Annotated in this window: 24 protein-coding genes; 14 read left to right on the forward strand and 10 right to left on the reverse strand. The window is 41.2% G+C overall.

What is annotated here, in order from left to right; translation table 11 throughout:
* Positions 1-13 precede the first annotated feature (13 nt).
* Entirely contained in the window at positions 14-1195 is a 1182-nt protein-coding gene (locus SYN7509_RS0207455; RefSeq protein WP_009632102.1) for an MFS transporter, read from the forward strand.
* Here SYN7509_RS0207455 and SYN7509_RS0207460 read toward each other — a convergent pair.
* Positions 1192-2865, reverse strand: coding sequence for a GH3 auxin-responsive promoter family protein (locus tag SYN7509_RS0207460; protein ID WP_009632103.1), 1674 nt, complete (start codon positions 2863-2865; stop codon positions 1192-1194). The genes SYN7509_RS0207455 and SYN7509_RS0207460 overlap by 4 nt on opposite strands.
* Before the next feature lie 64 nt (positions 2866-2929).
* On the opposite strand from SYN7509_RS0207460, the gene SYN7509_RS0207465 reads away from it, so the two are divergent.
* The 5 genes from SYN7509_RS0207465 to SYN7509_RS0207485 all read left to right on the forward strand — a co-directional run bounded on the left by SYN7509_RS0207465 (position 2930) and on the right by SYN7509_RS0207485 (position 5919).
* Entirely contained in the window at positions 2930-3433 is a 504-nt protein-coding gene (locus SYN7509_RS0207465; protein ID WP_009632104.1) for a sterol desaturase family protein, read from the forward strand.
* Positions 3434-3448: 15 nt separating this feature from the next.
* On the forward strand, positions 3449-3766 hold the full coding sequence (locus SYN7509_RS0207470; RefSeq protein ID WP_009632105.1) for an Mpo1-like protein: 318 nt from the start codon (positions 3449-3451) through the stop codon (positions 3764-3766).
* 103 nt (positions 3767-3869) lie between these two features.
* Positions 3870-5270, forward strand: coding sequence for an amidohydrolase family protein (locus SYN7509_RS0207475; protein ID WP_009632106.1), 1401 nt, complete (start codon positions 3870-3872; stop codon positions 5268-5270).
* 131 nt (positions 5271-5401) lie between these two features.
* Positions 5402-5632, forward strand: a complete 231-nt coding sequence (locus SYN7509_RS0207480; RefSeq protein ID WP_009632107.1) for an addiction module protein — start codon at positions 5402-5404, stop codon at positions 5630-5632.
* The gene (locus SYN7509_RS0207485) at positions 5629-5919 is read left to right on the forward strand and encodes a type II toxin-antitoxin system RelE/ParE family toxin (RefSeq protein ID WP_009632108.1); all 291 of its coding nucleotides are present in this window, start codon (positions 5629-5631) and stop codon (positions 5917-5919) included. The genes SYN7509_RS0207480 and SYN7509_RS0207485 overlap by 4 nt, the downstream gene beginning before the upstream one ends.
* Before the next feature lie 131 nt (positions 5920-6050).
* Here SYN7509_RS0207485 and fghA read toward each other — a convergent pair whose 3' ends face one another.
* Positions 6051-6896 (reverse strand): S-formylglutathione hydrolase, encoded by an 846-nt coding sequence (gene fghA / locus SYN7509_RS0207490; protein ID WP_009632109.1) that lies wholly within the window; start codon positions 6894-6896, stop codon positions 6051-6053.
* A 39-nt stretch (positions 6897-6935) separates the two neighbouring features.
* Complete coding sequence (locus SYN7509_RS0207495) at positions 6936-7586, reverse strand: Uma2 family endonuclease (RefSeq protein WP_009632110.1); 651 nt, start codon at positions 7584-7586, stop codon at positions 6936-6938.
* A 127-nt stretch (positions 7587-7713) separates the two neighbouring features.
* Here SYN7509_RS0207495 and SYN7509_RS0207500 point away from each other — a divergent pair, with 127 nt between their 5' ends.
* On the forward strand, positions 7714-8166 hold the full coding sequence (locus SYN7509_RS0207500; RefSeq protein WP_009632111.1) for a retroviral-like aspartic protease family protein: 453 nt from the start codon (positions 7714-7716) through the stop codon (positions 8164-8166).
* Positions 8167-8284: 118 nt separating this feature from the next.
* Here the strand turns inward: SYN7509_RS0207500 and SYN7509_RS0207505 are convergent, their stop codons facing one another.
* Genes SYN7509_RS0207505 through SYN7509_RS0207515 form a run of 3 tightly spaced genes read right to left on the reverse strand, consistent with a single transcriptional unit; the run spans position 8285 to position 9813 of the window.
* Positions 8285-8500, reverse strand: a complete 216-nt coding sequence (locus SYN7509_RS0207505) for a DUF6887 family protein (protein ID WP_009632112.1) — start codon at positions 8498-8500, stop codon at positions 8285-8287.
* Entirely contained in the window at positions 8497-8676 is a 180-nt protein-coding gene (locus SYN7509_RS0207510) for a DUF6888 family protein (RefSeq protein ID WP_051482557.1), read from the reverse strand. Before SYN7509_RS0207510 ends, SYN7509_RS0207505 begins: the two co-directional genes overlap by 4 nt.
* Positions 8677-8703: 27 nt before the next feature.
* Positions 8704-9813, reverse strand: coding sequence for an S-(hydroxymethyl)glutathione dehydrogenase/class III alcohol dehydrogenase (locus SYN7509_RS0207515; RefSeq protein ID WP_009632113.1), 1110 nt, complete (start codon positions 9811-9813; stop codon positions 8704-8706).
* Between the two features lie 140 nt (positions 9814-9953).
* Here SYN7509_RS0207515 and SYN7509_RS0207520 point away from each other — a divergent pair, with 140 nt between their 5' ends.
* From SYN7509_RS0207520 to SYN7509_RS25365, 3 genes are read left to right on the forward strand one after another with little or no spacing between them, the layout of a single operon-like run.
* Positions 9954-11870 carry an ABC-F family ATP-binding cassette domain-containing protein gene (locus SYN7509_RS0207520; protein ID WP_009632114.1) on the forward strand — a complete coding sequence of 639 codons (1917 nt, stop codon included), beginning with the start codon at positions 9954-9956 and terminating at the stop codon, positions 11868-11870.
* A gap of 18 nt (positions 11871-11888) precedes the next feature.
* Positions 11889-12050, forward strand: a complete 162-nt coding sequence (locus SYN7509_RS31890; RefSeq protein ID WP_009632115.1) for a hypothetical protein — start codon at positions 11889-11891, stop codon at positions 12048-12050.
* A gap of 13 nt (positions 12051-12063) precedes the next feature.
* Positions 12064-12471 carry a Uma2 family endonuclease gene (locus SYN7509_RS25365; RefSeq protein ID WP_009632116.1) on the forward strand — a complete coding sequence of 136 codons (408 nt, stop codon included), beginning with the start codon at positions 12064-12066 and terminating at the stop codon, positions 12469-12471.
* Positions 12472-12485: 14 nt separating this feature from the next.
* Here the strand turns inward: SYN7509_RS25365 and SYN7509_RS0207530 are convergent, their stop codons facing one another.
* On the reverse strand, positions 12486-13043 hold the full coding sequence (locus SYN7509_RS0207530) for a Uma2 family endonuclease (RefSeq protein WP_009632117.1): 558 nt from the start codon (positions 13041-13043) through the stop codon (positions 12486-12488).
* Between the two features lie 53 nt (positions 13044-13096).
* Here SYN7509_RS0207530 and SYN7509_RS0207535 point away from each other — a divergent pair, with 53 nt between their 5' ends.
* Genes SYN7509_RS0207535 through SYN7509_RS25370 form a run of 4 tightly spaced genes read left to right on the forward strand, consistent with a single transcriptional unit; the run spans position 13097 to position 17770 of the window.
* A complete protein-coding gene (locus SYN7509_RS0207535; RefSeq protein ID WP_009632118.1) occupies positions 13097-13387 on the forward strand; it encodes a hypothetical protein in 291 nt (96 codons plus the stop codon).
* 5 nt (positions 13388-13392) lie between these two features.
* Positions 13393-14598 (forward strand): Coenzyme F420 hydrogenase/dehydrogenase, beta subunit C-terminal domain, encoded by a 1206-nt coding sequence (locus SYN7509_RS0207540; protein ID WP_009632119.1) that lies wholly within the window; start codon positions 13393-13395, stop codon positions 14596-14598.
* 23 nt (positions 14599-14621) lie between these two features.
* Positions 14622-16817 carry a CHASE2 domain-containing protein gene (locus tag SYN7509_RS0207545; RefSeq protein WP_009632120.1) on the forward strand — a complete coding sequence of 732 codons (2196 nt, stop codon included), beginning with the start codon at positions 14622-14624 and terminating at the stop codon, positions 16815-16817.
* Positions 16818-16858: 41 nt separating this feature from the next.
* On the forward strand, positions 16859-17770 hold the full coding sequence (locus tag SYN7509_RS25370; protein WP_009632121.1) for a DUF928 domain-containing protein: 912 nt from the start codon (positions 16859-16861) through the stop codon (positions 17768-17770).
* 16 nt (positions 17771-17786) lie between these two features.
* On the opposite strand, the gene SYN7509_RS0207555 is transcribed toward SYN7509_RS25370, so the two are convergent.
* The 3 genes from SYN7509_RS0207555 to SYN7509_RS0207565 are packed head-to-tail and all read right to left on the reverse strand — an operon-like array spanning position 17787 to position 24383.
* Entirely contained in the window at positions 17787-20423 is a 2637-nt protein-coding gene (locus SYN7509_RS0207555; RefSeq protein ID WP_009632123.1) for a CHAT domain-containing protein, read from the reverse strand.
* Complete coding sequence (locus SYN7509_RS0207560) at positions 20375-22204, reverse strand: ShlB/FhaC/HecB family hemolysin secretion/activation protein (protein ID WP_009632124.1); 1830 nt, start codon at positions 22202-22204, stop codon at positions 20375-20377. Before SYN7509_RS0207560 ends, SYN7509_RS0207555 begins: the two co-directional genes overlap by 49 nt.
* The gene (locus SYN7509_RS0207565; protein ID WP_009632125.1) at positions 22194-24383 is read right to left on the reverse strand and encodes a two-partner secretion domain-containing protein; all 2190 of its coding nucleotides are present in this window, start codon (positions 24381-24383) and stop codon (positions 22194-22196) included. Before SYN7509_RS0207565 ends, SYN7509_RS0207560 begins: the two co-directional genes overlap by 11 nt.
* Positions 24384-24550 lie beyond the last annotated feature (167 nt).

Genomic DNA, 24550 nt, shown 5'->3' on the forward strand with positions numbered 1-24550 from the left:
TGTATAAATTTGTATGCCTACTTTGACTGTAAATAAAACGAGCGATAATTTCTTAAAACTAAGCGATCCTAAGTTATTAATACTTTTAGCATCTGGTTCTCTAACTACTATGGCGGGGGGCATAGTTGCCCCCGTTCTACCCGATATAGTACAACAACTCCAGCTAGATCCGGGGCTGGCTGCCAATTTAGTCAGCTTCCATTGCTTAACTCTGGCAATATTTAGCCCCCTACTGGGCATTCTGGCAGACCGCATTGGACGAGTAAAGGTGTTGGTTGCTTCTTTACTCTGTTACGCCGTATTTGGGACGGCGGGGGCTTTTATGTCTAGTTTTTTGCCATTATTAGTCACGCGGGGCTTAATTGGCGTTGCTAGTGGCGGAATTGCTGCTGCTAGTTTGGGAATACTGGGGAGTAATTACGAAGGTGAAGCAAGAAGTGTTGCTTTGGGCTATGCCACTAGCACGTTAACAATTACCGGAATTTTGTTCCCTTTGTTGGGTGGCTGGGTGGGTTCTAGTCATTGGCAATATGCTTTTTATCTTTACGCTTTGGGGATTCCCATCGCTGGGTTAGCAATGACATTTTTACAAGAAGACCAAACAGCAAAATCAACGGAAAAAAACTATAAATTAAGCCAAATTTTAGGACAACGCCAAACTTTATGGCTGTTACTTACCTTAGTTTTAGTATCGGTGGCTATGTATTCTGTGGTGATTTATGCGCCCCTTTATCTCAAGGCTACCATTGCCGCCGGAGCAGTTTTAAATGGTGTGGTTTTGGCATCACGGGCGATTGGCGCGGCGATTGTTTCGGCTTTTGGGAGTAAGTGGTTGGCGCAAAAGTTTGGTTTGCCCAATGCGATCGCTTTTGGTTGTACGTTAATGGCTATAACCTTGATTACCATCCCCTTATTGCACGAACTTATCCCAATTATCTTAACGGCGATCGCCTTTGGAGTAGGTTTTGGGATTGTTTTACCCAATGTTTACAGCGCTTTAGCCAATCTTGCTACTCCCAATTTACGCTCAAGTGTTTTAGCTTTGGGTACGGGAGCAGGGTTTTTAGGACAGTTTCTATCTCCCATTATCCTTAGACCAATGTTGAATTATGGGGGATTGGAAACGGTTTTTTATGGTGCGGCTATTGTGGCGATTATGGCGGGAGTGTTGATGCTATTAAGTCAAGATAGTTAGTCAATTCTAATTTCTTGAATTACTTGCAATCCCGATAGAAAATTGCGATCGCTACTTATATGCGGAAACTTTAATTGCGAATCGGGAATGCCTTTAAGTAACTGACGCTGACGGACAATTGCAAAGCTTCCCCGCGCAAGCACTCGCAAGCGTGGAGAAGGAATAGTATCGGGGCGTTTAATCGCGTAAGATGTATTATTTTCTTGCAGCAAGAGATCGAAAGCTGTTAAAAAACCTGAATAGTCCTCCAAGGTTTCACCCGGCGCAAGTTCAATATTGACAAGGTAAGCAGGTGGAATTGTCTCGTCAGATAAAGTTATACAAAAGTCTTCTAAAAGCACAGAAAATTTTTGTTGCAATTCTTGCATTACTTGAGTGACGTGAAACTCTGTAGTTTTTTCTGTTGTCGAGGAAAGCAACCCACCGCGACGATAGCGAAATACAAGTAACGGCGCTTGCTCGTAAAAGCCCACAACTTCCACCACATCGCCAATATCGTAACGATAAAAACCACTGTAGTTAGTAACCAAAATCCGGTAAAATTCCCCCAGTTTAACCTCTGTAGCGAGTAGAGTTTGGGGATGTTCGGTTTCCCATTGATCTTGGGGGATAAATTCAAAAAAGCCGCTTTCAATGGCTAAAATACTACCATCAGTATTGAGATCGTGGTTAATACTAAACGTCCCCTCGGCGGAGGAATAAACCGCCCCAAAACCCGGTGTATCGCCAAAATAGGTAGTAAACCGCTCAAAGTAAAAATCGGACGTACCACCCCGCGCAGTAGCCACAAAAGATAGATCGGGCCAAGCAAGTTTTGGGGTTAAGATGCCATTAGACTTATAAATTTCCCGTAATTGTTTGGCGCGACGGGGATTTGCTAACATTTGTTGTTCTAAAAGAGCGCGAACTTTTGGCTCTAAACTTAACCAAAGGGCAATTGTTCCAGTTTCTAAGTCTTTGATTAAGTCTTCGGTGTAAATCTCTAAATAGTTGCAAATTCGCAGTACCAACATGGGGAAATTCGCCCCAATTCCGCGTAAGTTGGGATTTCCTAGCGCAAATAACAAGCAAAGGTAGTGACGGGCTAAACTATCTACTGGTTGCAAAGTTTCGTAAGGATGAGAAAATAGTTGTTCGTAGACAAACTTGCCCATGCGTAAAACTCCCACACTTGCAGTCCCGTAGTCAATACCACCGCTAGTTGTCCCGACAAGTTGGACGGAGTTTGTTGCTAAGAGTTTGCCAAATTTGCGCCCTTGGGATTTCAAAGCTTCATGCAAAAAGCCGATGCTAGTTAGATTTGCTTGGCGTAAAGAGTTTTGAAAGCGTTTAGTAACGGGAATGAGCTTTTGTTTACTTGTAGAACCGCTAGTAAGATTAAGGTAAACTACCGGGTCATTAGTGAGAATATTTTGTTCGCTGTTGGCAATTCTTTCTATGTAGGACTCGTAACTACTGTAAGGTAAAACGGGAATGCGGCTTCTAAACTGATCAATAGTTTTGATTTCGCCGATTTTGTAAGCGTTTCCCAGTTCGGTATTTTGATAAGCAGATAATAAACTAAGCAAAAACTGCTCTTGAACGGCGCTAGTACGTCGAGTTTTTTGGCTAAAATTATTTTTAACCCGACTAGAGACAGTAGTTAGAAGTGGAAGTAAGAAATTTGCCATTGAGAGGTTGCAAAAATTAGCTGAACTGTATAAAAATCGATAGAGCCTAACCAAAGGAGGATCTATGAACGAAACTCAAAGCATATTACTTGCAAGTGCTTGTTTTGCTTTAGCTTTTATCTTGGCAAGTTTATTAGAGTATTGGCTGCATCGCTTGATGCACGTCTCCAAAAAAGTTGGCGCGCGTCATTTAGAACACCATCGCAACAACACCGGACAGGGTGTATTGTGGGAATTTCGAGATTATATCCGAGGAGCTATTGTTTTAATCGCGGCGATGTTCTTTTATTCTTGGGTTGCGGGTATTGGCTGGCTTTTGGGTAGTCTTGCTTACGCGGCTTTTTCCGCTTATGCTCATCAACTCCAACACGAAAACCCCACAAAGTGTTTTTGGATGAAAATGCCTGTCCACTACGTCCATCATAAGTACGGAATGTGGCATCACAATTTTGGTTTGGCTGTAGATTGGTGGGATAAAGTTTTTGGTACTTACAAACTCGTAGATTGGCTAACAGAAGAAGAATTAAGCCAACCAGAAAAGAACTTGCTACAACTGCGATGGTGGTAAAAAAGGAGGATTATTTTGACTTATTTTCAAGAAGCTAAAGTTTATTTTGCCCAGTGTCACCAGCACCCAATTAACCAGCTTTTGCACCATATTACGAATATTTTGGCGATCGCATCTCCCATTATTTTATTCTACGATTGGCGGCTGACGGTTGTTTGCTTAGTTTTAACTCAAGTGTTGGCAATTGGCGGACACCTTGTTTTTGAGAAAAATCAACCAGCTTTTGCCAAATACCCGGTGTGGGTAACTATTCCTACGTCGTTGATGTGGTCGTTCGAGCGTTGGTTTGGTTTGCGTCAAGTTTGGCAATATTTGCTACAAAAAACCGCGTAAGTTTAAATTCGTTGACAAAAAAACTAGCGATCGCGGCTTGTTTTCGCTACATTAAACCGAGTGCTTCAAAAAATAATTTACCTATTGACTTTGAGGATAATTCATGTATCAGGGTTTAAAAGTCATTGATGCCGATGCCCACAAGTTAGAAAATCCGTTGGTATTGCGAGAGTATTTAGAGCCAGAGTACCGCGATCGCATTGGACTTGCGATCGATAGCTTAGGCGACCAAAGGGCAAGGATTGTAGACTTTAATCCAGCAACGGGCAAAAATGATTATATGCGGATGTTTCCGCAGCCTCAAGGGTTAGGAAAAGGCGGTTTTCGCAATTTACACCCCGATACAACGCTAGGGGCAATGTTTAACCGGGTACGCATCGAACACATGGACGCGGAAGGCGTTGATGTTCATGTGATTTACGGGACGCTCAATTTAGTATTTTCGAGCCTTTTAGATAAAGACTTGGCGATCGCACTTTGTCGCGCTTACAACAGCTACATAGCGGACGATTGTAGAGGCTACGATAACAGACTTAAGCCCATTGGTGTCTTACCTCTGCAAGACGTTAACGAAGCCGTTGCCGAAATGCACCGTTGTATCAACGAATTAGGCATGATTAGCGTAGCAGTTGCGCCCAATATGCCGATTCCGCACCCCAAAGCCCCCGACGCTTTCCCAGAAATTCGGAGTTGCAAAACTATCAGTCATCCAGACTTTCGCCCCATTTTACAAGCGGCGGTAGATTTAGATATCGCTCTTGGTATTCATGGCGGGCCGGGTTCGTATATGGTGGGTGGAATTGCTGACTATACAGAAACCTTTGTACTTACCCACATTTTTGTACAAAGAAATCAGCAACAACTAGCTTTAGCGCGGATGGTTTTCGATGGCGCGTTTGAGCAATTCCCCACTTTGCGCGTAGGCTTTTTAGAAGGTGGTTGCGGTTGGTTGCCAGATTTGGCTCATGCTTTCCACGAGCATTGGGAAAAAAGGATTAGAGACTTCGATCCCAAGAAGCCTTATCGCCCTTCGTTAATGGAATTTACAAAGCTAATGGTGCAAGAAAGAGGCACTAGCAACAACTTCAACTTAATTAGTCAAGCAAAAAATATGTTTGACTTATTGTGGAATACTCAGCACGATCCAGCAAAAATCAACGACGAAAGCTTGTATGAGCATTACGATTTGCGCCACCGCGATCCAATGGAGTATTTTCAGCGCGGACAAATTTACACTTCCTTTGAATCCGACGATCCAGGTCCCGCTTATCTTCCTGTTGCAATGGGAGAAATAGGCAAGCATCTAACTTGTTTTTCTGGAGACTACGGACATTGGGATGGAGTATTGCATGGCTGCGTCAAAGATGCGGCAGAAGTCACCAATTATGACCGCGATCACTTGGAGTTATTGTTGGGCGGTAATGCTTTAGCGCTTTATGGCAAAACATTACAAAACTCTTTACCTAGCTATTTAACTACGCCACCATCGGCAGTAATTAAGTAAGATATATTGCGATCGCATTACGCCAATTAGCATAATGTGATCGCATTTCTCGTAAGCTAAAAATCAATTACTTAGGCTTCCAATATAGATTTGTTAAAATACAAGCATAATCAAGCATCTGGCAAGAGACTATGCGGTCGATTGAGCAACTAACAGAAGAAATATTATCTTTGCCTAGTATATCGAGAGCAATCTTGGCAGATAAGCTAGTAGAAAGCTTAGAGTTTGATATCGATCCAACCATTCAAAAAACTTGGACCGCGGAAGCAAAGAGAAGACAGAATGAAGTGCAAAACGGTTCTGTACAGATAGTTCAAGGAGATGAAGCTCTAGCTCAAGTAAGGCTATTACTTGAAGAATGAAATATGTATTTCACCCTGAAGCTCTAGCCGAGTATACTGATGCGGTTCAATACTACAAAAAACAAAGAACGGAGTTAGCGCAGGCATTTATTAATTCTATTGAAGATGCTGTCTATCAAATTAAAGAACAGCCTACTCGTTATCTTGTGATTGATGAGGATGTGCAGCGATGTATGACTCGCAAGTTTCCTTATGCAATTTTCTACACTGTTGAGCAAGAATATATCCTGATTTTGGCGATCGCCCATTGCAGCCGAGAACCTAGATATTGGAAAAGTCGCAAATAGTCGCCAAATGACAAAAATTACTAACTCAAGACGCGATCGCATTTACGGGATAAAGGACAGAGATCGCAACTACGATTTCTCTCCGTACAAATTGCTGACCCCAAGTCTAACAATGTAAGCATCTTCGATATTTACTCACACAAAATGGCGGCGTGGTGACGAATATGATCTTCAATAAAGGTCGCAATGAAGTAATAACTATGATCGTAACCAGGCTGAACACGCAATTTTAGCGGCTGATTTACAGCCTTACAAGCTTGCTCAAATAAATGGGGTTGAAGTTGGTCTAAATACTGGTCAGCAGCACCTTGGTCAATTAAAATCGGCTTCTTATAGTTAGCTGTAAGTACCAGTTCACTAGCATCATACTCCTTCCAAGCTTCCTTATTAGTTCCGAGGTATTTAGTCAAAGCTTTATCTACCCAAGGCGATCGCAGAGGGGCAACAATTGGGGCTAGAGCGGAAACAGATTTATATAGTTCTTGATTTCTCAAAGCACACACTAGCGCTCCGTGTCCGCCCATAGAATGCCCAAATATGCCTTGTTTGTCTGCTCGTACCGGAAAATTCTCAGCAATTAGGGCGGGTAATTCTTCAACAATGTAGCTGTACATTTGATAGTTGGCTTTCCAAGGTGCTTCTGTCGCATTTACATAAAAACTCGCACCACTACCAAAATCCCAATCGTCATTTTCGCCTTCGATTCCTGTATTGCGGGGGCTAGTATCGGGGACAACTAGCATTAAACCGTATTGGGCGGCGACACGTTGCGCTCCGGCTTTGAAAGTAAAATTTTCCTCCGTGCAAGTCAAACCTGATAGGAAATATAACACCGGGACGCTTTGAGAGGAGGCTTGCGGCGGCTGGTAAATCGAAAAACGCATTTCACTATTACAGGTTTGGGATTGATGGCTGTAGAAGCCAACAGTACCGTCAAAACAGCGATATTCGCTCAATAGATTAATAGATGCAGACATGAGGAGATTAAAAGATGAATATCCCCAGAATTATAGCTATTACTGCTGTTCTTGCAGCCAATTACGAAAAGCTCGTTTAGCTTGAGTTTCTCCTTGACTATTACACTGCGCCAAAAATTCGTAAATCTTTGCCTTGGTTAAAAAAGGAAAAGTAGGGCTAGTAACTGATTCTATATATCGATCTTCATTTAACAGGTAAATAGTTAAAGCTTTGCCGTTGTAGCGCCAAAATTCCGGCACTTTCATCTCTTGATACAATTGGGTTTTATTAATATCTGTATGAGTTATATCTACTTCTAAAACTAAATCGGGTGGAGGATCGATCGCTAAGTTTACTATCTTTCCCCGAACCGCAGGCTCATTTTGAATGTAGTAACATTTATCGGGTTCAGAGCCAATTTTTAATTCAGGCTTATTAAGTGTAGTTGAAGCCATGCTTTTGATATTTAGATTCAGTTCTTCTGTCAGAATATGAATTAATGTACCAATGCGATCGCTTGCGCTTTCATTTTCCTCTAGAGGACTCACAATTTCTAAAGTTCCTTTGTAGTAAGTAAGTCGTGCTGCTCGTTTGTTGCCAAGAGCCTCTAAAATTTGCTCGTAAGATTGCCAACTGAGGTTATAAAAACTAACACGCTTTTCAGCAAGTGTTTTTTCTATAGGAGTGCTTACAGATTCACTGATAGTCACTTTTTAATTTTCTCCTCATCGATTGCGATATTTATGTAAATATAGGTGTGCGATCGCCTTTTAAACTACTTGAAATTACTTCACCAAATGTCAAAATTGGAAATATAGATTATTGAAAACACTAATTATGATAAGTTTCAACCATTACGATCATACAGTCCGTGAGAATATGGGTGCTGTTCGAGTACAGGTAAAGTTAACAAATGCAGTTGACGAGGAATTAGTTAATCGAGGCTTACTTAATCCAACTTTGTTAAGGGTTTGTGAGATCCAAGCACTTGTAGATACTGGTGCAACGCGGACTGTATTACCAAGCTCTATAGTGCAGCAACTTGGTTTAAGAATTCGGGGTCAGGAAATAGCTCAATATGCAGATGGAAGGCAAGAAGTGGTAGGGTTGACTGGGCCTGTGGTTATTGAATTACTTGGTCGTGAAACAATTGAGGCAGCAATGGTTACTGGTGATGAAGTGCTAATTGGTCAGACTGTGTTGGAAACTTTAGATTTACTTGTGGACTGCAAGAGTCAGCGTTTAATTTCCAATCCCGCACATCCTGAGCAGCCAGTTTTGAGAGTATAAAAATTATTATTTTTACTATAATTTTCCTTCTCGCACTTGCAAGAACTGAGTAATACTCTTACAAATATATTTAGCGATCGCCTTTTAATTTTTACTTAAGTGCGATCGCACTGCAAACCTATTCCCGTCCTTCTCGCTCTTTACGGTGTTTTTCTAGCAATTGCGGAAAATGTTTTAAGTCATCAATTGACTGTGGTGCTGGATATACTTCTGTAGGTGGTTCTGCATGAATTTTGTCCATATAAGAGTAAAAAGCCTCATCATCCTCCCGATTTTTAAGTATGTATTCTCGTAATTCTTTGCGTGTCATTGCTTTAAAATCAGGTTTCATCATACAAAGCTCCAAAGTCCATTACTAAAAATTAAAATAGCTGTTTCTTCGCCAGCCAAGAAAAACACTTCTCCCGTGCGTTCATCTATCCAAACTATGAAAATGGGCAAATACATCTTTGTAGCCCAACAGCTAAGAACAAAATAAGTAAATAGTTGCGCTGCTGTAGGAATAATCAACCCTCTCACCCTTAATAAATATAATAACTAAAATGTTACTACGCTGCGGATAGATTCGCCTTTGTGCATTAAATCGAAAGCATCATTTATTTTTTCTAACGGCATTGTATGAGTAATCAAATCGTCAATATTTATCTTGCCTTCCATATACCAATCAACAATTTTTGGTACATCAGTGCGCCCTCTAGCACCGCCAAAAGCCGAACCTTTCCAAACTCTCCCCGTTACTAATTGAAAGGGACGAGTTGCAATTTCTGCCCCCGCTTCTGCTACGCCAATAATTACGCTAACACCCCAACCTTTATGACAACATTCCAACGCTTGACGCATTAGTTTAACGTTACCAATACATTCAAAACTGTAATCAGCACCGCCTTTTGTTAAGTCCACTAAATAAGGTACTAAATCGCCTTCTACTTCTTTGGGATTAACAAAATGAGTCATCCCAAATTTTTCAGCTAATTCTCGTTTGCTGGGATTAATATCAACGCCAATAATCATATTTGCGCCTACCATTCGCGCCCCTTGGATGACATTTAAACCAATTCCACCTAGCCCAAAAACTACAACATTTGCACCTGGTTCAACTTTGGCGGTATGAATAACTGCACCAATTCCTGTAGTTACGCCACAACCGATATAGCAAACTTTGTCAAAGGGCGCATCGTCGCGGATTTTGGCTACAGCAATTTCTGGTAATACAGTGTAATTTGCAAAGGTAGATGTCCCCATGTAATGATGCAACATTTGTCCGTCTATGGAAAATCTACTCGTACCATCTGGCATTAAACCGCGCCCTTGAGTGGAACGAATTGCTTGACAGAGGTTTGTTTTACGACTGAGGCAGTATTCACATTGACGACATTCGGGGGTATATAGAGGAATAACGCGATCGCCCTTCTTTAAGCTTTTGACCTCAGATCCCACTTCCACCACAATGCCCGCCCCCTCATGCCCTAAAATCGCCGGAAATAGCCCTTCTGGATCTTTGCCGGAGAGCGTGTAAGCATCGGTGTGACAGATTCCCGTGGCTTTAATTTCAATTAGTACCTCTCCCGCTTGGGGTGGCGCTAATTGCACGGTGGTAACTTCTAAAGGCTTTCCGGGTGCGAAGGCTACGGCGGCTTTTACATCCACGATTTTCTACTCCTAGTTTAAACGATGACTTCTCCTCTAACTGATAGCCTAAAATGTATAGAATGCGCGAAGTTTAATCTAATGCTTTGCAAGTCTCCCGCCAACTTTTTCAGCGCTAACACGGCGCGAGCATATATTTTATGAGTATTTTTACCCTGCAAGCTGTTAAAAAAGACTTTGGAATTAAAGAAATCCTTAAAGAAGCAAGTTTTAGTATTGATAGTACAGATAAAGTGGGATTAATTGGTACAAATGGTTCGGGGAAGTCTACGCTATTAAAATTGATCGCTGGTTTGGAATCTATTGATAGCGGACAGATTTTAGTTAATTCTGGGGTGAGAATTGTTTACTTACCTCAGCAACCAGATTTAGATGAAAATAATACGGTTTTAGAACAGGTTTTTGCTGATAGTGGCGAACAAATGGCATTGGTGCGCGAATATGAAGAAGTATCCGATAAATTAGCGCATCATACCGGAGATATAGAACAATTAATGTCACGTCTATCTACAGTAATGCAGAAGATGGAAACTAGCGACGCTTGGGAAGTTGAAACTAAAGCCAAGATTATTTTAACAAAGTTAGGAATTGATGATTTCGAGGCAAAAATTGGCACTTTATCCGGTGGATATCGCAAACGAATTGCTTTAGCTGCTGCCTTACTTTCTGAACCTGATGTATTGTTAATGGATGAGCCAACAAACCATTTAGATGCTTTATCTGTGGAATGGTTGCAAAGTTATTTGAATCGCTATCGTGGCGCTATTTTATTAATTACTCACGATCGCTATTTTCTCGACAAAGTTACTAATAGAATTATTGAAATTGATCGCGGCGATATTTATAGTTATAGCGGTAATTATTCTTACTATTTAGAAAAGAAAGCTTTATCAGAAGATTCGGCGGTTAGCACGCAACGAAAACATCAAGGCTTATTGCGCCGCGAGTTGGAATGGTTGAAAAAAGGGCCAAAAGCTCGGAGTACAAAACAAAAAGCTCGGATAGATCGCGCTCGGCAATTGCAAGCAACGGAGTTTAAAGAAGTTCAAGGAAAAGTAGATATTTCTACCGTTAGTCGGCGAATTGGCAAAAAAGTAATTGAGCTAAATAATGTTACTAAAGGCTATGGAGATCGGACTTTAATTAAAGATTTTACCTACGACTTTAGCCCCGAAGATCGCATCGGTATTATTGGCGGAAATGGTGCAGGAAAGTCAACTTTGATGGATATGATTACCGGAAGAATTAAGCCTGATTCTGGAGAAGTAGAAATTGGTACTACTATTCACATTGGCTATTTCGATCAGCATTCTGAGGAATTATTATCAGCTTTAGACGAAAATCAGCGCGTAATTGACTATATCAAAGAAGAAGGCGAATTTATTAAAATTGCTGATGGTACGCAAATTAGCGCTTCGCAAATGTTGGAGCGGTTTTTGTTTCCTGGAAATCAGCAATACTCGCCGATTCATATGCTTTCTGGTGGGGAAAAGCGGCGGTTATTTCTATTAAGGGTGCTGATGGGTGCGCCGAATGTATTAATTTTAGACGAACCGACAAATGACTTAGATGTACAGACATTAGCGGTTTTAGAAGAATATTTAGAAGATTTTAGCGGTTGTGCGATCGCAGTTTCTCACGATCGTTACTTTTTAGATCGTACTGTAGATACAATCTTTGCTTTAGAAGACGGGGGAAATATTCGCCAATACCCCGGTAACTACTCAGTATATCTAGATTACAAAAAAGCTGAAGAAGAAGCCGCTATTCCAACAGTTGTTAAAGAAAAAGCTCCGATTGAGAGGAGTTATAAGCAACCCGTAAATGACAATAAACCGCGTAAACTATCTTCCAAAGAAAAGCGCGAATATGAAACGTTAGAAAGTAAAATTGCTCAATTGGAAGTAGAAAAAGCTGAATTAGAAAAAGCTTTATATGCGGTTTCTCCCGGTGCAGTTACTAAGGTACGAGAACTCTATGAAAAAGTAGAAAATATAACTAAATCAATTGATACTGCAACAGAACGCTGGTTAGAATTAGCAGAAATTGAATCTTAATTTATCGAAGGTAAAAAAATGACTGTAACTTTAAGTTTACACCCAGTTTTAGAACTAACTGACGATCAATTTTACGAACTATGTCAAGCAAATCGTAACTTGAGATTAGAACGCACAGCAACCGGAGAAATAATTATTATGTCCCCCCGCAGGAGGAGAAACAGGACATCGAAATATTGAAATCTCTTTTCAAGTGCAAGCTTGGAGTAGTCAGAACGATTTAGGAATTGCTTTTGATTCTTCTACAGGTTTTAAATTACCTAACGGTGCAGAAAGATCCCCTGACGCTAGTTGGATAAAACGCGACTTCTGGGATAGTCTAAATGCAGAGCAAAAGCGTAATTTTCCGCCATTATGTCCTGATTTTGTGATTGAGTTGCGATCGCAAACTGACTCAATTAAAACTCTACAATTGAAGATGCTTGAGTATATAGATAATGGCGCAAAGGTAGGCTGGTTAATCGATCCCAAAACCCAAAAAGTAGAAATTTATCGTTTAGGAAAGCAAGTAGAAATACTCCAAAATCCGGGAACTTTATCCGGGGAAGATGTTTTACCAGGCTTTGTACTCAAGTTGAGTTCTATTTTTAAAGATGTTTAATAATTAATGCAAGTTTATATTAATCCTGCTTCCTCAAAAACCTTTTTTACGGTTAATTCTAAACCAGGCAAAAGAGAATCAATAATAAGCATAGTATCTGTATATATTCTACTTGAACCATCTTCAGAAAAAACTTCAATCGTTACAGCTTCAGGATCTACAACCCAAACTCTCGATATACCAGCTTTAAAGTAATCTGTAGTTTTATCTGCAAATTGTTTAGAAGTTTGACCAGGGGAGATAATTTCAATTACTAATTCTGGCGCAATCGGACAAGCTTCATTGCGTTTCCAACTTTTAGGTAAACGTTGATAAGAAATATAAGTTAAATCCGGTACAGGAACCCAATCTTCATCTTGGCGTTTCAAAACAATCGCCCACTCAGAAACAACCCTTCCTTTTCCTTTACACCAAGGATGTATAAGTAATAATAATGCCGATTGCAAAGTCGAATGAAAGTATTTAGGAGACACTTTAGCTACTGCATAACCATTGACTAACTCATAGGTTATATCTCCTATAGGCAAATCAAGAAACTTTTGTAAAGTGAGTTTGTTTTTTATGCTTACCATATATTAAATAACCCAATTCTATTTATTATCAACGCCGAAGGAGATTTTATATAATGAGCGTAAATAATCTTCAACATTTTAGCACTGATGAATTACTCAAACAGTTTAAGGAAGCTACTCTTCAAGGTAAACCACCTCAAGAACTTGTTAGGGAATTGCAAAAGCGCCCTGGTATTGTCTTAATTAATGCAACGGATTCAGCCAAAGTTACTTTAGAAAAAGCCCGCAAGGGCGATCGCAAAAAACCAAAAGAGCGATCGCACCGTGTAAATGTAACTTGTCTCAACACACCTAGCACGAACTCTAAGGTATCGTTAGGTAAAAACAGTTTTGCGTCAAAGTAACGTTAATGACTTTAGTTTCTCCTGATTCAGCACCCCACAAGAAAGCCAAAGCTTTAAAACCTTCTAGTCGTCGCCCAGCAAAAGAACTTTGTAGCGAATGCGGACTATGCGATACATATTATGTTCATTATGTCAAGGATGCTTGCGCTTTTATTAATCAACAAATAGCTGAGTTAGAAACCCAAACCCATACACGCAGCCGCAATTTAGATGATGCTGACGAACTGTATTTTGGGGTCAATCAGGGAATGATGGCGGCGCGGAAAACAGATCCAATTGAGGGAGCGCAATGGACGGGGATTGTTAGCAGTATTGCTATTGAAATGCTGACTAAAGGCTTAGTTGAGGGCGTTGTCTGCGTCCAAAATACTAAAGAAGATCGTTTTCAACCAATGCCAATAATTGCTCGTACTCCCGAAGATATCCTCAAAGCTAGAGTAAATAAACCCACACTTTCGCCGAATCTTTCGGTACTTGAACAAATCGAACAATCGGGGATGAAGCGACTGCTTGTAATTGGTGTAGGCTGCCAAATTCAGGCATTAAGAGCCGTTGAAAAGCAATTGGGGTTAGAAAAGCTTTATGTACTGGGTACGCCTTGCGTAGACAACGTTACTCGCGCTGGATTGCAAAAGTTTTTGGATACCACTAGCAAGTCGCCAGGAACCGTCGTGTCTTACGAATTTATGCAAGACTATCGAGTTCACTTTAAGCACGAAGACGGCTCAACGGAAACTGTACCCTTTTTTGGACTCAAAACCAACCAACTTAAAGATGTATTTGCCCCTTCCTGCATGAGTTGTTTTGATTATGTCAATTCTTTAGCAGATTTGGTAGTAGGTTATATGGGCGCACCCTTTGGCTGGCAATGGATTGTAGTCAGGAATAATACTGGGCAAGAAATGCTAGATTTGGTGCAAGATCAGTTGCAAGTTCAAGAAGTGATGTCTTCTGGCGATCGCACGGCTGCCGTTCAACAAAGCATTCCGGCTTACGACAAAGGGGTTACACTCCCTATGTGGGCGGCAAAAATGATGGGGGTGGTAATTGAAAAAATTGGACCTAAAGGTCTAGAATATGCTCGATTTTCGATTGATTCCCACTTTACCCGCAACTACCTTTACGTCCAACGCCAGCACCCAGAAAAATTAAATGCTCATGTGCCAGAATTTGCTAAAAAAATAGTCGCTCAATACCGCTTACCAGAATAGCAAGCCAAGCTTGGAGTTGTTTCATGAGTTACTGTATCAACCCCAGGTGTCAAGAACGCCAAAATCCCGACAACTTACAAAGATGTAAGTTTTGCGGTTCTCCCTTGTTGATAAGTGGACGATATCGGCTTGTTGAGCCATTACGGGAACTTTCGGGACTGCATACTACAGAAATATTTGAAGTAGACGATCGCGGCACGACGAAGATGTTTAAGGTATTAAATAGCGATCGCCCAAAACTAATTGAACTACTGCAACAAGAAGCGCGAGTCCTGCAACGCCTGCAAAATTTAGGAGTTCCTAAAATATACGAGTATTTTACTTTTTTACCCAACAATGAAACCAGAAAACTACATTGCTTGGTCATGGAGAAAATTGAGGGTCAAAATCTTAAGCAATGGAGCGAAGAAAATGAGCCGATTTCTGAACCCAGAGCGATTGATTGGCTCAAACAACTAACAAATATTTTAAAAGAGGTACACCAAGCAAAACTCTTGCATCGAGACATCAAGCCATCTAATATTATGCTGCGTCCTGATGGGCAATTGGTGTTAATTGACTTTGGCACAGTTAGGGAACTTACTCACACCTACGTCAATAAACTAGCTTGGAACGATATCACTCAAGTTTATTCTCCAGGATATACGCCCATAGAACAAATTGAAGGTCAAGCATCTAGAGAATCAGACTTTTTTGCTTTGGGACGCACGTTTGTACATTTACTTACGGGGATTTATCCGGCGGAATTACCCAAAAATCCGCAAACTAATCAGTTGGTATGGCGAAACCGAGCGCCGCACATTTCTGAGTGGTTGGCTTATTTAATTGAAGAATTAATTGCACCCCTACCCCAAAATCGACCCCACAACGCCCAAAGTATTTTGGAGTGCTTAGTTAAAGGCAATACCCACGACGAGACACGCCTACCTTTAACTACAAAGCAGATTGCAACTACAATCAATCAAATAACTCGCACTCAACAGCATCAAAGCTGTAATACTCAAGCTTGGCGTACTGGTCTTCAAATACTCCTAACTAGCGTTGTTGTCACTAGCTTAGTTATAGGCGTGCGCCAGCTAGGAGGATTGCAAACGTGGGAACTAGCAGCAATGGATAGTTTGCAACGCTTACGACCAATTGAAGGAGTCGATCCGCGTATACTCGTGGTGGCAATTTCTGAAGCCGATATTCAAGCGCAATCCCAAAGACAAGGTAGTTTAAGCGATCGCACTTTAGAGCAATTACTGATTAAACTAGAGCAGTACCGACCAAGAGCCATCGGTTTAGATATTTATCGCGATCTTCCCGTTAGCACAGCCTATCCAAACTTAACTAAATATTTGCAAAAGAGCGATCGTTTTATTGGTTTGTGTAAAGTTAGCGATCCCGATACAAATAATCCTGGGATTGCACCACCCCCAGAGCTATCACCAGAATTTGTCGGCTTTAGCGATATTATGCCTGACGATGATAGTGCTGTGCGCCGTCAGCTTTTAAATCTTACTCCACCTGCCAATTCTCCTTGTACTACCGAATACGCGTTTAGTCTTCAGTTAGCACTGTATTATTTGGCAACCGAAGGTATTGAACCAAAAGTTACTTCTCAGGGGAATTTACAGTTTAATGATATTGTTTTTGAACGTCTCACCCCTAATAATAGCGGTGCTTACAAAAATGCTGACTTGAGAGGTTATCAAGTTTTGCTCAACTTGCGCCCTTATCGTAAAATTACAGATATTGCTTTGCTTGTGAGTCTTAGAGATATTTTAGATGATCGCCTTACTCCAGCTATAAAGAAAAAATTGCAAGATCGAATTATTCTTATTGGGGTTACTGCGCCCAGCAGTGTTAACGATTACTGGTTTACACCTTATAGTAGTAGTCAGTCGCGCTTTGAAAAACAGCTACCGGGGGTATTCTTACAAGCCCAAATGATTAGTCATATTTTAAGCGCAGTATTGAATCGCAGACCTCTATTATCAGCGTGGAACTTATGGCTAGAAAATCTTTGGATTGCCGGATGGTCGATCGCCGGAGGTCTGCTGGCTTACTACTCTAAGCAAGTATTATATTTAGGAGTGACAGTTTTTGTTACACTTTTAACTTTATACGGTCTGTGTTTTGCACTTTTACTTCAAGGTAGTTTAGTTCCTTTAGTACCAACAGCTTTAGCATTAATATTTGCAAGTATCAGTATAATAATTTGCCGAAAATTATAGACTTAATGTAGTATTACTTTTTTTAAAATACCTTTATTTGAATGAAACTAGCGATGGAAAACATGAACCAAGTCTGTGCATTTGCCAAGCGTGCGCTCGGTACAATTGTCTTGGTGCTGATTAGTACAAGCTACATTACTGAGGCTAAGGCACAAAAAAATAGTTTTGATAATTTTACTGGGCGATCGCTCAGGCAAGTAGAAAGTAAACCTGTCCTAAAGCCCCAAAAGACTTCGCCAAGAGTAGGTTTCGTTCAACCCAAATTCCCCAGTAGTGGAGCGCCTAGCGGACGGCAAAGAGGAGCGGCAGGGCGGGGCAACTGTTTAAATAATGTCAAGATACCTTTAACAGCTTTAGTGCCGACAATTACAAAATCTGTTAGTAACAGACAAAGTGCGATCGTCGCTACCCAAGTTTGGGGATTAACAGTTAAGGAGCATCCAACTTTTTTGTTTTACGTTCCTTATACTCAAATATCTGCGGCGGGCGAGTTTGTGCTGCAAGATTCTGACGACAATGATATATACCGCGCTCCGGTATCACTTCCAGAAGTACCGGGGATTGTTAGGGTGCAACTACCGCCAGATTCTACACCTTTAGCAGTAGACAAAATGTATCATTGGTACTTTAAAGTTCGTTGCGCTCAAGGTATGGCAAGCCCAGTATTTGTGGAAGGATGGGTACAGCGAATCAATCTCAACTCCACTGTCGCCGATCAAATAGCCACAGCAATAACGTTACAGCAAGTCGCCTTGTATGCAAAAAATGGTATTTGGTACGATACCGTAGCACTTTTAGCTCAAATGCGTTTGCAGAATATGGAAGATGCGGCATCTAAAGCCGATTGGTACAATTTATTAGAGACAATTGATTTATCTACTCTAGCCTCGGAGTCAATTAAGAGTATGGAAACTAAAGATCAAAAATCCTTAGTAAGTACATACAACCCTTAACTTACCCACGCCCCTATTAAAGCCAATTACCAATTAAAACATAAGCTCCCCAATAACTAGGACGGCTGTAATTAGGATAGTTTTTTAAAAAACTCACCTGAGCGCGGCGGAGAGCTTCAGCTTTAGTAATTTTATTATTGGCTAACTCTCGATAAAATTCACCAATAAATAGGGCTGTAGCTTCATCATCTATTTGCCATAAGGAAGCTAAGGTACTGCGCGCCCCCGCCCGGATTGCTACCCCCGCCAGCCCCAAAGCAGCGCGTTTGTCACCTACGGCGGTTTCGCAGGCGCTCAAAACTAATAAAGAAATTGCCTCCGGTGAATTAGGATTGCGACTTTTTCCGCCGTTGGCATTGCGGAGCAAATTATCTAGTTGCTTAACATTAATTTCCCCATCGGCAGCTAGGATAAATGTATCTTTTGCTTGCGAACTAAATTGTCCGTGTGTAGCAAGATGAACAATATTAAAGTCTGTTGAATCGATGGCTCTAGCCAAAGACTTGCGGGTAAAGTTTTCATCTAACAGTTGATTAGTGGCTACTCCGGCTTGCTTAATTAGGTTAAATTCGGCTTTGACGGCGGGAAGTGCGGGGTAAGGAGAGTTGGCAGGAGCAATGCTAAGTCCCGCCGTTAAGGCTTTTAGCCCATTTTGGGGTAAAGGTTGTGGAGCTAGTAGTTGCAAGCCAGGACTTAAGGTTACAGCGTACTTTTCAACCAAATACTGTTTGCCATCATACAAGGTTGCCATCGGAATATTTTGCAACGCTCCATCAAGTACAAATACCAAGGTTTTAGCACCACTTTTAGCGATTTGCGCTTCCGCAGGTTGAATTAACCAGCTATATACTTCTTGAGATAAAGCTTTAACCTCTTTAATGGTGTCGGGTTCTGTTAGCTTGAGGCGGAGAGTTTCTAAAGTTTTTTCTACTTGAGGTTGAGATTTTGTAATGGTGTAGTGAGTTAGGGGCGCATTGGGGAGTTTGAGAATAACTTCGGTGCGATCGCCTAAAATAATTGGATAGATAATCGCTGCACTTTGATCTTCTTTATCTGCCAAACTATCGATTAATATCGAATTGCCTTCGATACAAGCTTCCCGAAAAAAGTTATCTAACTGCGCTACTTGCAGTGATTCAATTACCGCCCGTGCTTGAATTAAGTTTTCTTGAGTAACGGTGGGATTATCTTTACTTAAAAGCAAATCTACTAATTCCCGATAAACCGGTTCTACTTCTTCTCGAAAAGAAAATTGCACTTCTGGATTTATCGCCACTAAATCGTTGCGTAAAGACTTGAGGAGACTAACAGATTCGGTGTAAGCTGCGATCGCTTTTGTTAGTTTACCTTGAGCTTTAAATATCTGTCCTAGCTGCCACGAGGAGCGATAAGCTATATCGGGAGCATTAATTGATTGAGCAATCACAAGAGACTGTTCTGTTAACTTTTGGGCATTTTCCCACTGTTGAGTTTGGACGTACAACTGCCCTAAATTACTTAAAGCATAAGCCTGGGCCCGTTTATCTCCAAAGCTTTGAGCTTGCTGAACAGAAATTGCTAGTAATTGAGCAATTTCGGCTAAATCTGGTGTCGGCAATTCTTGTAAACTCTGAGCAAAATCAATTTGAGCGTATATTGCTTTACTGCTTAAAGGTAAACTAGCAATTTCTGTTTTAATTTGGGGCAATAAGGATTTCGCCGCGACAGTTTGATTTGTTTCTATTAACAAACTAAGTTGATTTAGTTGCGCTTGGGTTTTAAGAATTCCAGAGGAGGTGTTTGTAGCTTGTTTGTAGTATTTTAAGGCGGCTTTATTATCTTTTTGCGCTCTTGCGGTATTCCCCAAACTAAACAACGCACTGCCAACATCTGGAGTTGAATTTAGTTTTTGAGCTAAAGTTAAACTTTGCTGCAATATTTGCTGTGACTGTTCCAAATCGCCGACTACTCGTAAACCATTGCCTAAGTTGCGTAATCCAGCTATTTTAACTAGCGAATCCGGTTGTTTTTGCAGGTTTTGGTTAACAGAATTTAGGGTAGCTAAAGCGCGACGGTAAAACCCCAATGCTTGCAAAGCCAGAGATTGGTTAATTAAACTTCGAGCAATACCAGTTTCATCTTTTGCCTGAGTGTAAGTCGCCGTTGCTTGAACCCAAGTATTCAAAGCTTCCTGAGATTGACCTAAACTTAGCTGAAGACTACCTTGAGTGTTGAGAGCTTGGGCGAGAATTGGTAGATTTTTAGCAGTCGAGGGTGGCAATAATTTTAGGCTAGATGCGATCGCTTTTGTTGCCTCTTCCCATTGTCCAAGTTGCTGATAAGCCAAGGAAAGATTGCTTAATACCATTGCTTGATTAGCTACATCGTTTTGCTTTTGGTAGGCTTGTAAACTGAGTTGCCAAACTTTGATCGCCGCCAAAAACTGCCCAGTTTCATATAATTTTCTACCTGTTTGGACTAGCTGCGAGTCTTCTGTAGCTTGAAGTGGCGATACCGATGGCAAAGAAGCCGCTATTAATTGTTCGGGAATTAAACATATTATTCCTACAGCAAGACTTGCTTGTAGCAGCTTTTTGGCTAAATCCTTTTTAGGTCGGGAGTTGGTCAAAATGGGTTGTAATTCACCGAAAAATATAAACCATTTTCTTGCCATGTTTTATCCCCTGAAGAAATCTCAACCACAGGAATACCCCAATCTAATCGAGCCGTAAAATCATCGCCCCATTGACAGCGTAAACCCAGACCTAGAGACGCTAAAGTATTAGATTGCGAAGTGTTGCCTGTTTCAACTGTACTGGAATTATTCCACGTAGTACCAATATCTACAAAGGGTACTAACTGTAGGAGCAATTTTTGCCTGCGTAAACGGTAAATAGGTAGATGCAATTCCACCGATGTAAAAGCACCATTATCCGTAAGTAAAGCATCTTGACGATAACCTCTAACGTTTTTGATACCGCCTAGTCCAAACTGTTCTAAGGGTACGAGCGGTCTATCTGCTAATTGCACGTCTGCGCGGACTAAAAGCAATGTATCCCTAGCTAAAAGTTTCACCCATTGCCCTTGTCCCCGCCAAGAGAAAAAGCGGCTATCTGGTTGATTTTGATTAATTGTGGAATTTAGAGCGCCAATCCCTAAACTAAATTGAGAACGAGCGGCGATAATTTCGTTATTGTTGCGAGCAGTCCAATCTTGAAAAAATTGCGCTACCGAAACGCGGGTACGTCCTCGCTCATCCGCACCAGAAGAGGGAAAAGGTATTTGCACTCCTTCTAAAAATAAAGCATCACTCTCTCTACGTGCGGTGGTCAAACCAAGGGCAAATTCTTGACTTGGTGTTTGAATAATTGGTTGACGCAGAGTTAGTTCGTAGTAGCGAGAACTAGCATTAATATCGAGGAGATTAAAAGGAGACTCAATTATCTTGCTGGCGGAAGTACCGTAGCTAAAACTAAGAGTGCCATCGCGGGGATTGAGAGGTAACCTATAGCTGGCATCTAAACTATTGCTGCCGTCAGTGTTGCTGTAGGCTAGGCTTAGACTATCTCCTAAACCCAAAAAATTGGCATCATTTACCTGTATTTGGCGGCGGAAACTTCCCACACTAGGCGATCGCGCATTATCTGCCACAATTGAAATATGGAATGGTTGCGCCTCAACAACATTGACTTCTAATATACTCGTGCCAGAGCGAGAACCCGTTTCTAGTTCCGCCACCAGGTTTTGAATTAAGGGATTGAGTTGCAATAGTTGTAACGCGGCGAGGAGTTGCTGTTGGTTAAGCGGTTGACCTGCACCAATTGCAATGCGATTTCTAATATAATTAGGACTTAATCGTTTAGTTCCCGTAATATTAATCGCTTCTAAACTACCTTCCACTACTTGAATTTTCACCACACCATCTTGAAGCGTTTGCGGTGGAATCAAAGCGCCAGAAGTTATATAACCCCGTTCTAAATACAACTGAGTAACCGCCGCACGAGCATTGAAAACTTCGGCAAAAGAAATTGGTCTATTAGTATAAGGAGCAAGGACTTGAGCAAATTCTGCCGCGCTAAACACGGTACTTCCTTCTACCTCAAATCTTTTTACTGTAATCGTTGAAGGAGCTTCCCCAGGGATGGGTTCTGGAGTTGTAGGTATAAGAGGAATTTGGAGCAGTTCTTCTGGCGGTGGTAGCGGCGCGGGTGTAGGTAGTAGTTCGGGGGTTGGCTCGCTAGAGGGCAGTAAGTCCTGGGGAGCAGATAATTGGGCAGTTTCTAGGTTTTTAGATTTTTCAGAGGCTGAACACGCTGCTGAGAGGCAATAACTGTTATTAAGATGAGATTCTAGCTCAAGATCCTGGGCTTTTAATGGTGTAGCGCTACTTAATACGATTAAGCTTAATTGCCACCATACAGAGCTAAAGCAGCTAACAACTTGTTTAGGAGCCATGACAGCTATTAGATTTCATCCAAGGAATAGAAGGCGTAACGTTAGAAGCCGAAGCTGTAAGTATTACCTCTCCTTTGTCACTGATTACCCATCCTTGAGCTTCCACTAGGGGCATTTTGTCAAGGTTTTGATTGGTGGGTGCAACTACCTTTACTTGCGGAGCAACTTCTCTTTCTGGCTTACCCAAATCTGCTAAAGCCATGTCACTTCTAAAAGCTTCTTGAGGATTAGGTGGCAATCCGCCGCGTCCAGTGACGACAAACTTACTACCTCTAACTACGCTAGAAGAACAGCCTTGAGCAATCAATCCAGAAATATTAACAGGCTCGGTGGGTAGGGTTAGCAAGGCATTTTCGGGATCGTTTTCTAGCCTATCGATTTCGACTACACCATCAATACCCTGTTCCGAGGAGGCAGTAATTTTACTATCAGGAGATAGAAATAGTCCTTGGGTAGTAATGCTAATGTTGCCGCCATTACCTGTACCATTAGCATTGGCGGTAATGTCGCTATTTTCTAGAGCCGTTAATAAGTCTGTAGAAATTGCAATATTACCCCCATTTCCTTTCCCTTGGGCGTTAGTAGATATTTCACTATTCCCTCTTAGTAAGAGTGAATTTAGACCATTTAGCGATATATTCCCGCCACCAGTACCTAATTTACTTGTAGCTGTAAATTTTCCTTGATTATTTAAACTAACAGTCGAAGCGGTGACTTCTAAGTTACCTGCATTACCTGTATTTTCACTACTGACACTAACTTCCGCGCCATCTCGAATTATCAATGTCCCAGTTTTGAGAATTAAGTCACCAGCATTTCCAGAACCTTGAGTGGTAGTGGATAAGCCTGTCTTTTTGGATAAATTACCACCGATTAGCTCTATAGATTCCGAGGCATTTATCGTTATATTTCCTCCTTGTCCTGTAGCTAATATAGTTTGATCCGGTAATAACACAACACTAGACTCTGTGGTAATTAAGCCTCTATCTCGAACAATCAACTTGCTAGTATTAACAGTGATGTCGCCTGCATTTCCAGAAGTAAAAGTTGCGCTTGACAAGCCACTAAACTCCTCAAGTTCTGAAATCCCACTGATTTCTACAGACTCGGAGGCATTTATCATGATATTTCCTCCGTTTCCCGTCCCTGGAATGAAATAGGGTGGTTCAAAAAGATAGAATCCACTAGCTGCCGTTGATATTTGAGAACCATCTAGGACAATTAGCTTTTGAGCATTGATAACTACGTTGCCTCCATTTCCGGAGCCTTGAGTTTGAGCTAAAATTTGCGAAGCATTGCTCAAAATTACATCTTTGCCTTGGATTTGAATACTGCCGCCGCTCTCACCACTAGCATCTAATGTAGATCCTTGAGATAAGCGAATATCCTGAAAATTCTCTATCCCTTCATAGCCTAAAGTCCAACCTTGATTTGTGGTTTTTAAACTAACTAAACTTAAACTATTCACACTTCCTATTTCAATTCGACCTTCTATTGCTGTTATATTTCCACCATCTAAATTAATATTGCCGCCCACCAAAGCTAAAGTTTTTCCGTTTGTGACTTGCAACCCAACAGGAATAAATAAGCTATTAACCATCCCATTTGGACTAGCTTGGGAGCGGTTAATAATTGCTGCCGGGTTTGAGCCAAATTGCAAGCCTACAGGAACACTTAAGGTTAGTAAAGGTGATAATTGAGGTTCTGTAGCACTAAACTGACTCCCATCAGCAAAATTGAGACTATTGGCTGTACTCGCCACAAAAGAGCCACGTATATCTAGACTGGCATTTAGACCAAAAATAATCCCGTTAGGATTGAGCAAAAATAGATTGGCATTACCTAATACACCAAGCACTCCTTGAATATTAGATGGGTTACTTCCGGTCACTCGACCGATAATATTTTCAACTCCAACGGGGTTAGAAAAATAAGCTTTTTGTCCTTCAACGATATTGAATTGTTGAAAGCTGTGAAATAAGTTTTTGCCCCGGATTGCTCCATTGTCAATTTGTTCAACTAGAGGCTCAATTTGTCTAATTGTAGAGCTTTCAGAGCCTAAAGAGGTGTCGCTTTCGATTTGAGCAAGGGCAGTATGGTCAAAAGTTGCGATCGCTGTACATATTATCGAAAAAAATGCGACTTTTGTACTCCATGTCTTATAGTTAACTCGACTCATTACTACTTTTGCCTTTAGAGAATGTTTTTAAAGGCCTTGAGTTGGTAGCTAAATTATTACCTACCAACTCATCCCTCCAAAAAGGGAAACTTTAAGCCCTTCTCTCTTTGTCAGGGGCTAGAGAGCAGGGCTTTTGTATGGAAAGTTACAGACTTTAACTTTTCAAA

The sequence above is a fragment of the Synechocystis sp. PCC 7509 genome, from assembly GCF_000332075.2.
Lineage (GTDB): Bacteria > Cyanobacteriota > Cyanobacteriia > Cyanobacteriales > Chroococcidiopsidaceae > Aliterella.

Coding starts and splice junctions, on each gene's coding strand:
- SYN7509_RS25370 (WP_009632121.1), top strand. CDS start 16,859: ATGAAACTAGCGATGGAAAACATGAACCAAGTCTGTGCATTTGCCAAG.
- SYN7509_RS0207485 (WP_009632108.1), top strand. CDS start 5,629: ATGAAATATGTATTTCACCCTGAAGCTCTAGCCGAGTATACTGATGCG.
- SYN7509_RS0207545 (WP_009632120.1), top strand. CDS start 14,622: ATGAGTTACTGTATCAACCCCAGGTGTCAAGAACGCCAAAATCCCGAC.
- fghA (WP_009632109.1), bottom strand. CDS start 6,896: ATGTCTGCATCTATTAATCTATTGAGCGAATATCGCTGTTTTGACGGT.
- SYN7509_RS0207540 (WP_009632119.1), top strand. CDS start 13,393: ATGACTTTAGTTTCTCCTGATTCAGCACCCCACAAGAAAGCCAAAGCT.
- SYN7509_RS0207465 (WP_009632104.1), top strand. CDS start 2,930: ATGAACGAAACTCAAAGCATATTACTTGCAAGTGCTTGTTTTGCTTTA.
- SYN7509_RS0207460 (WP_009632103.1), bottom strand. CDS start 2,865: ATGGCAAATTTCTTACTTCCACTTCTAACTACTGTCTCTAGTCGGGTT.
- SYN7509_RS0207555 (WP_009632123.1), bottom strand. CDS start 20,423: ATGGCAAGAAAATGGTTTATATTTTTCGGTGAATTACAACCCATTTTG.
- SYN7509_RS0207455 (WP_009632102.1), top strand. CDS start 14: ATGCCTACTTTGACTGTAAATAAAACGAGCGATAATTTCTTAAAACTA.
- SYN7509_RS0207565 (WP_009632125.1), bottom strand. CDS start 24,383: ATGAGTCGAGTTAACTATAAGACATGGAGTACAAAAGTCGCATTTTTT.
- SYN7509_RS0207505 (WP_009632112.1), bottom strand. CDS start 8,500: ATGATGAAACCTGATTTTAAAGCAATGACACGCAAAGAATTACGAGAA.
- SYN7509_RS0207530 (WP_009632117.1), bottom strand. CDS start 13,043: ATGGTAAGCATAAAAAACAAACTCACTTTACAAAAGTTTCTTGATTTG.
- SYN7509_RS0207520 (WP_009632114.1), top strand. CDS start 9,954: ATGAGTATTTTTACCCTGCAAGCTGTTAAAAAAGACTTTGGAATTAAA.
- SYN7509_RS0207500 (WP_009632111.1), top strand. CDS start 7,714: ATGATAAGTTTCAACCATTACGATCATACAGTCCGTGAGAATATGGGT.
- SYN7509_RS0207475 (WP_009632106.1), top strand. CDS start 3,870: ATGTATCAGGGTTTAAAAGTCATTGATGCCGATGCCCACAAGTTAGAA.
- SYN7509_RS0207535 (WP_009632118.1), top strand. CDS start 13,097: ATGAGCGTAAATAATCTTCAACATTTTAGCACTGATGAATTACTCAAA.
- SYN7509_RS0207560 (WP_009632124.1), bottom strand. CDS start 22,204: ATGGCTCCTAAACAAGTTGTTAGCTGCTTTAGCTCTGTATGGTGGCAA.
- SYN7509_RS31890 (WP_009632115.1), top strand. CDS start 11,889: ATGACTGTAACTTTAAGTTTACACCCAGTTTTAGAACTAACTGACGAT.
- SYN7509_RS0207480 (WP_009632107.1), top strand. CDS start 5,402: ATGCGGTCGATTGAGCAACTAACAGAAGAAATATTATCTTTGCCTAGT.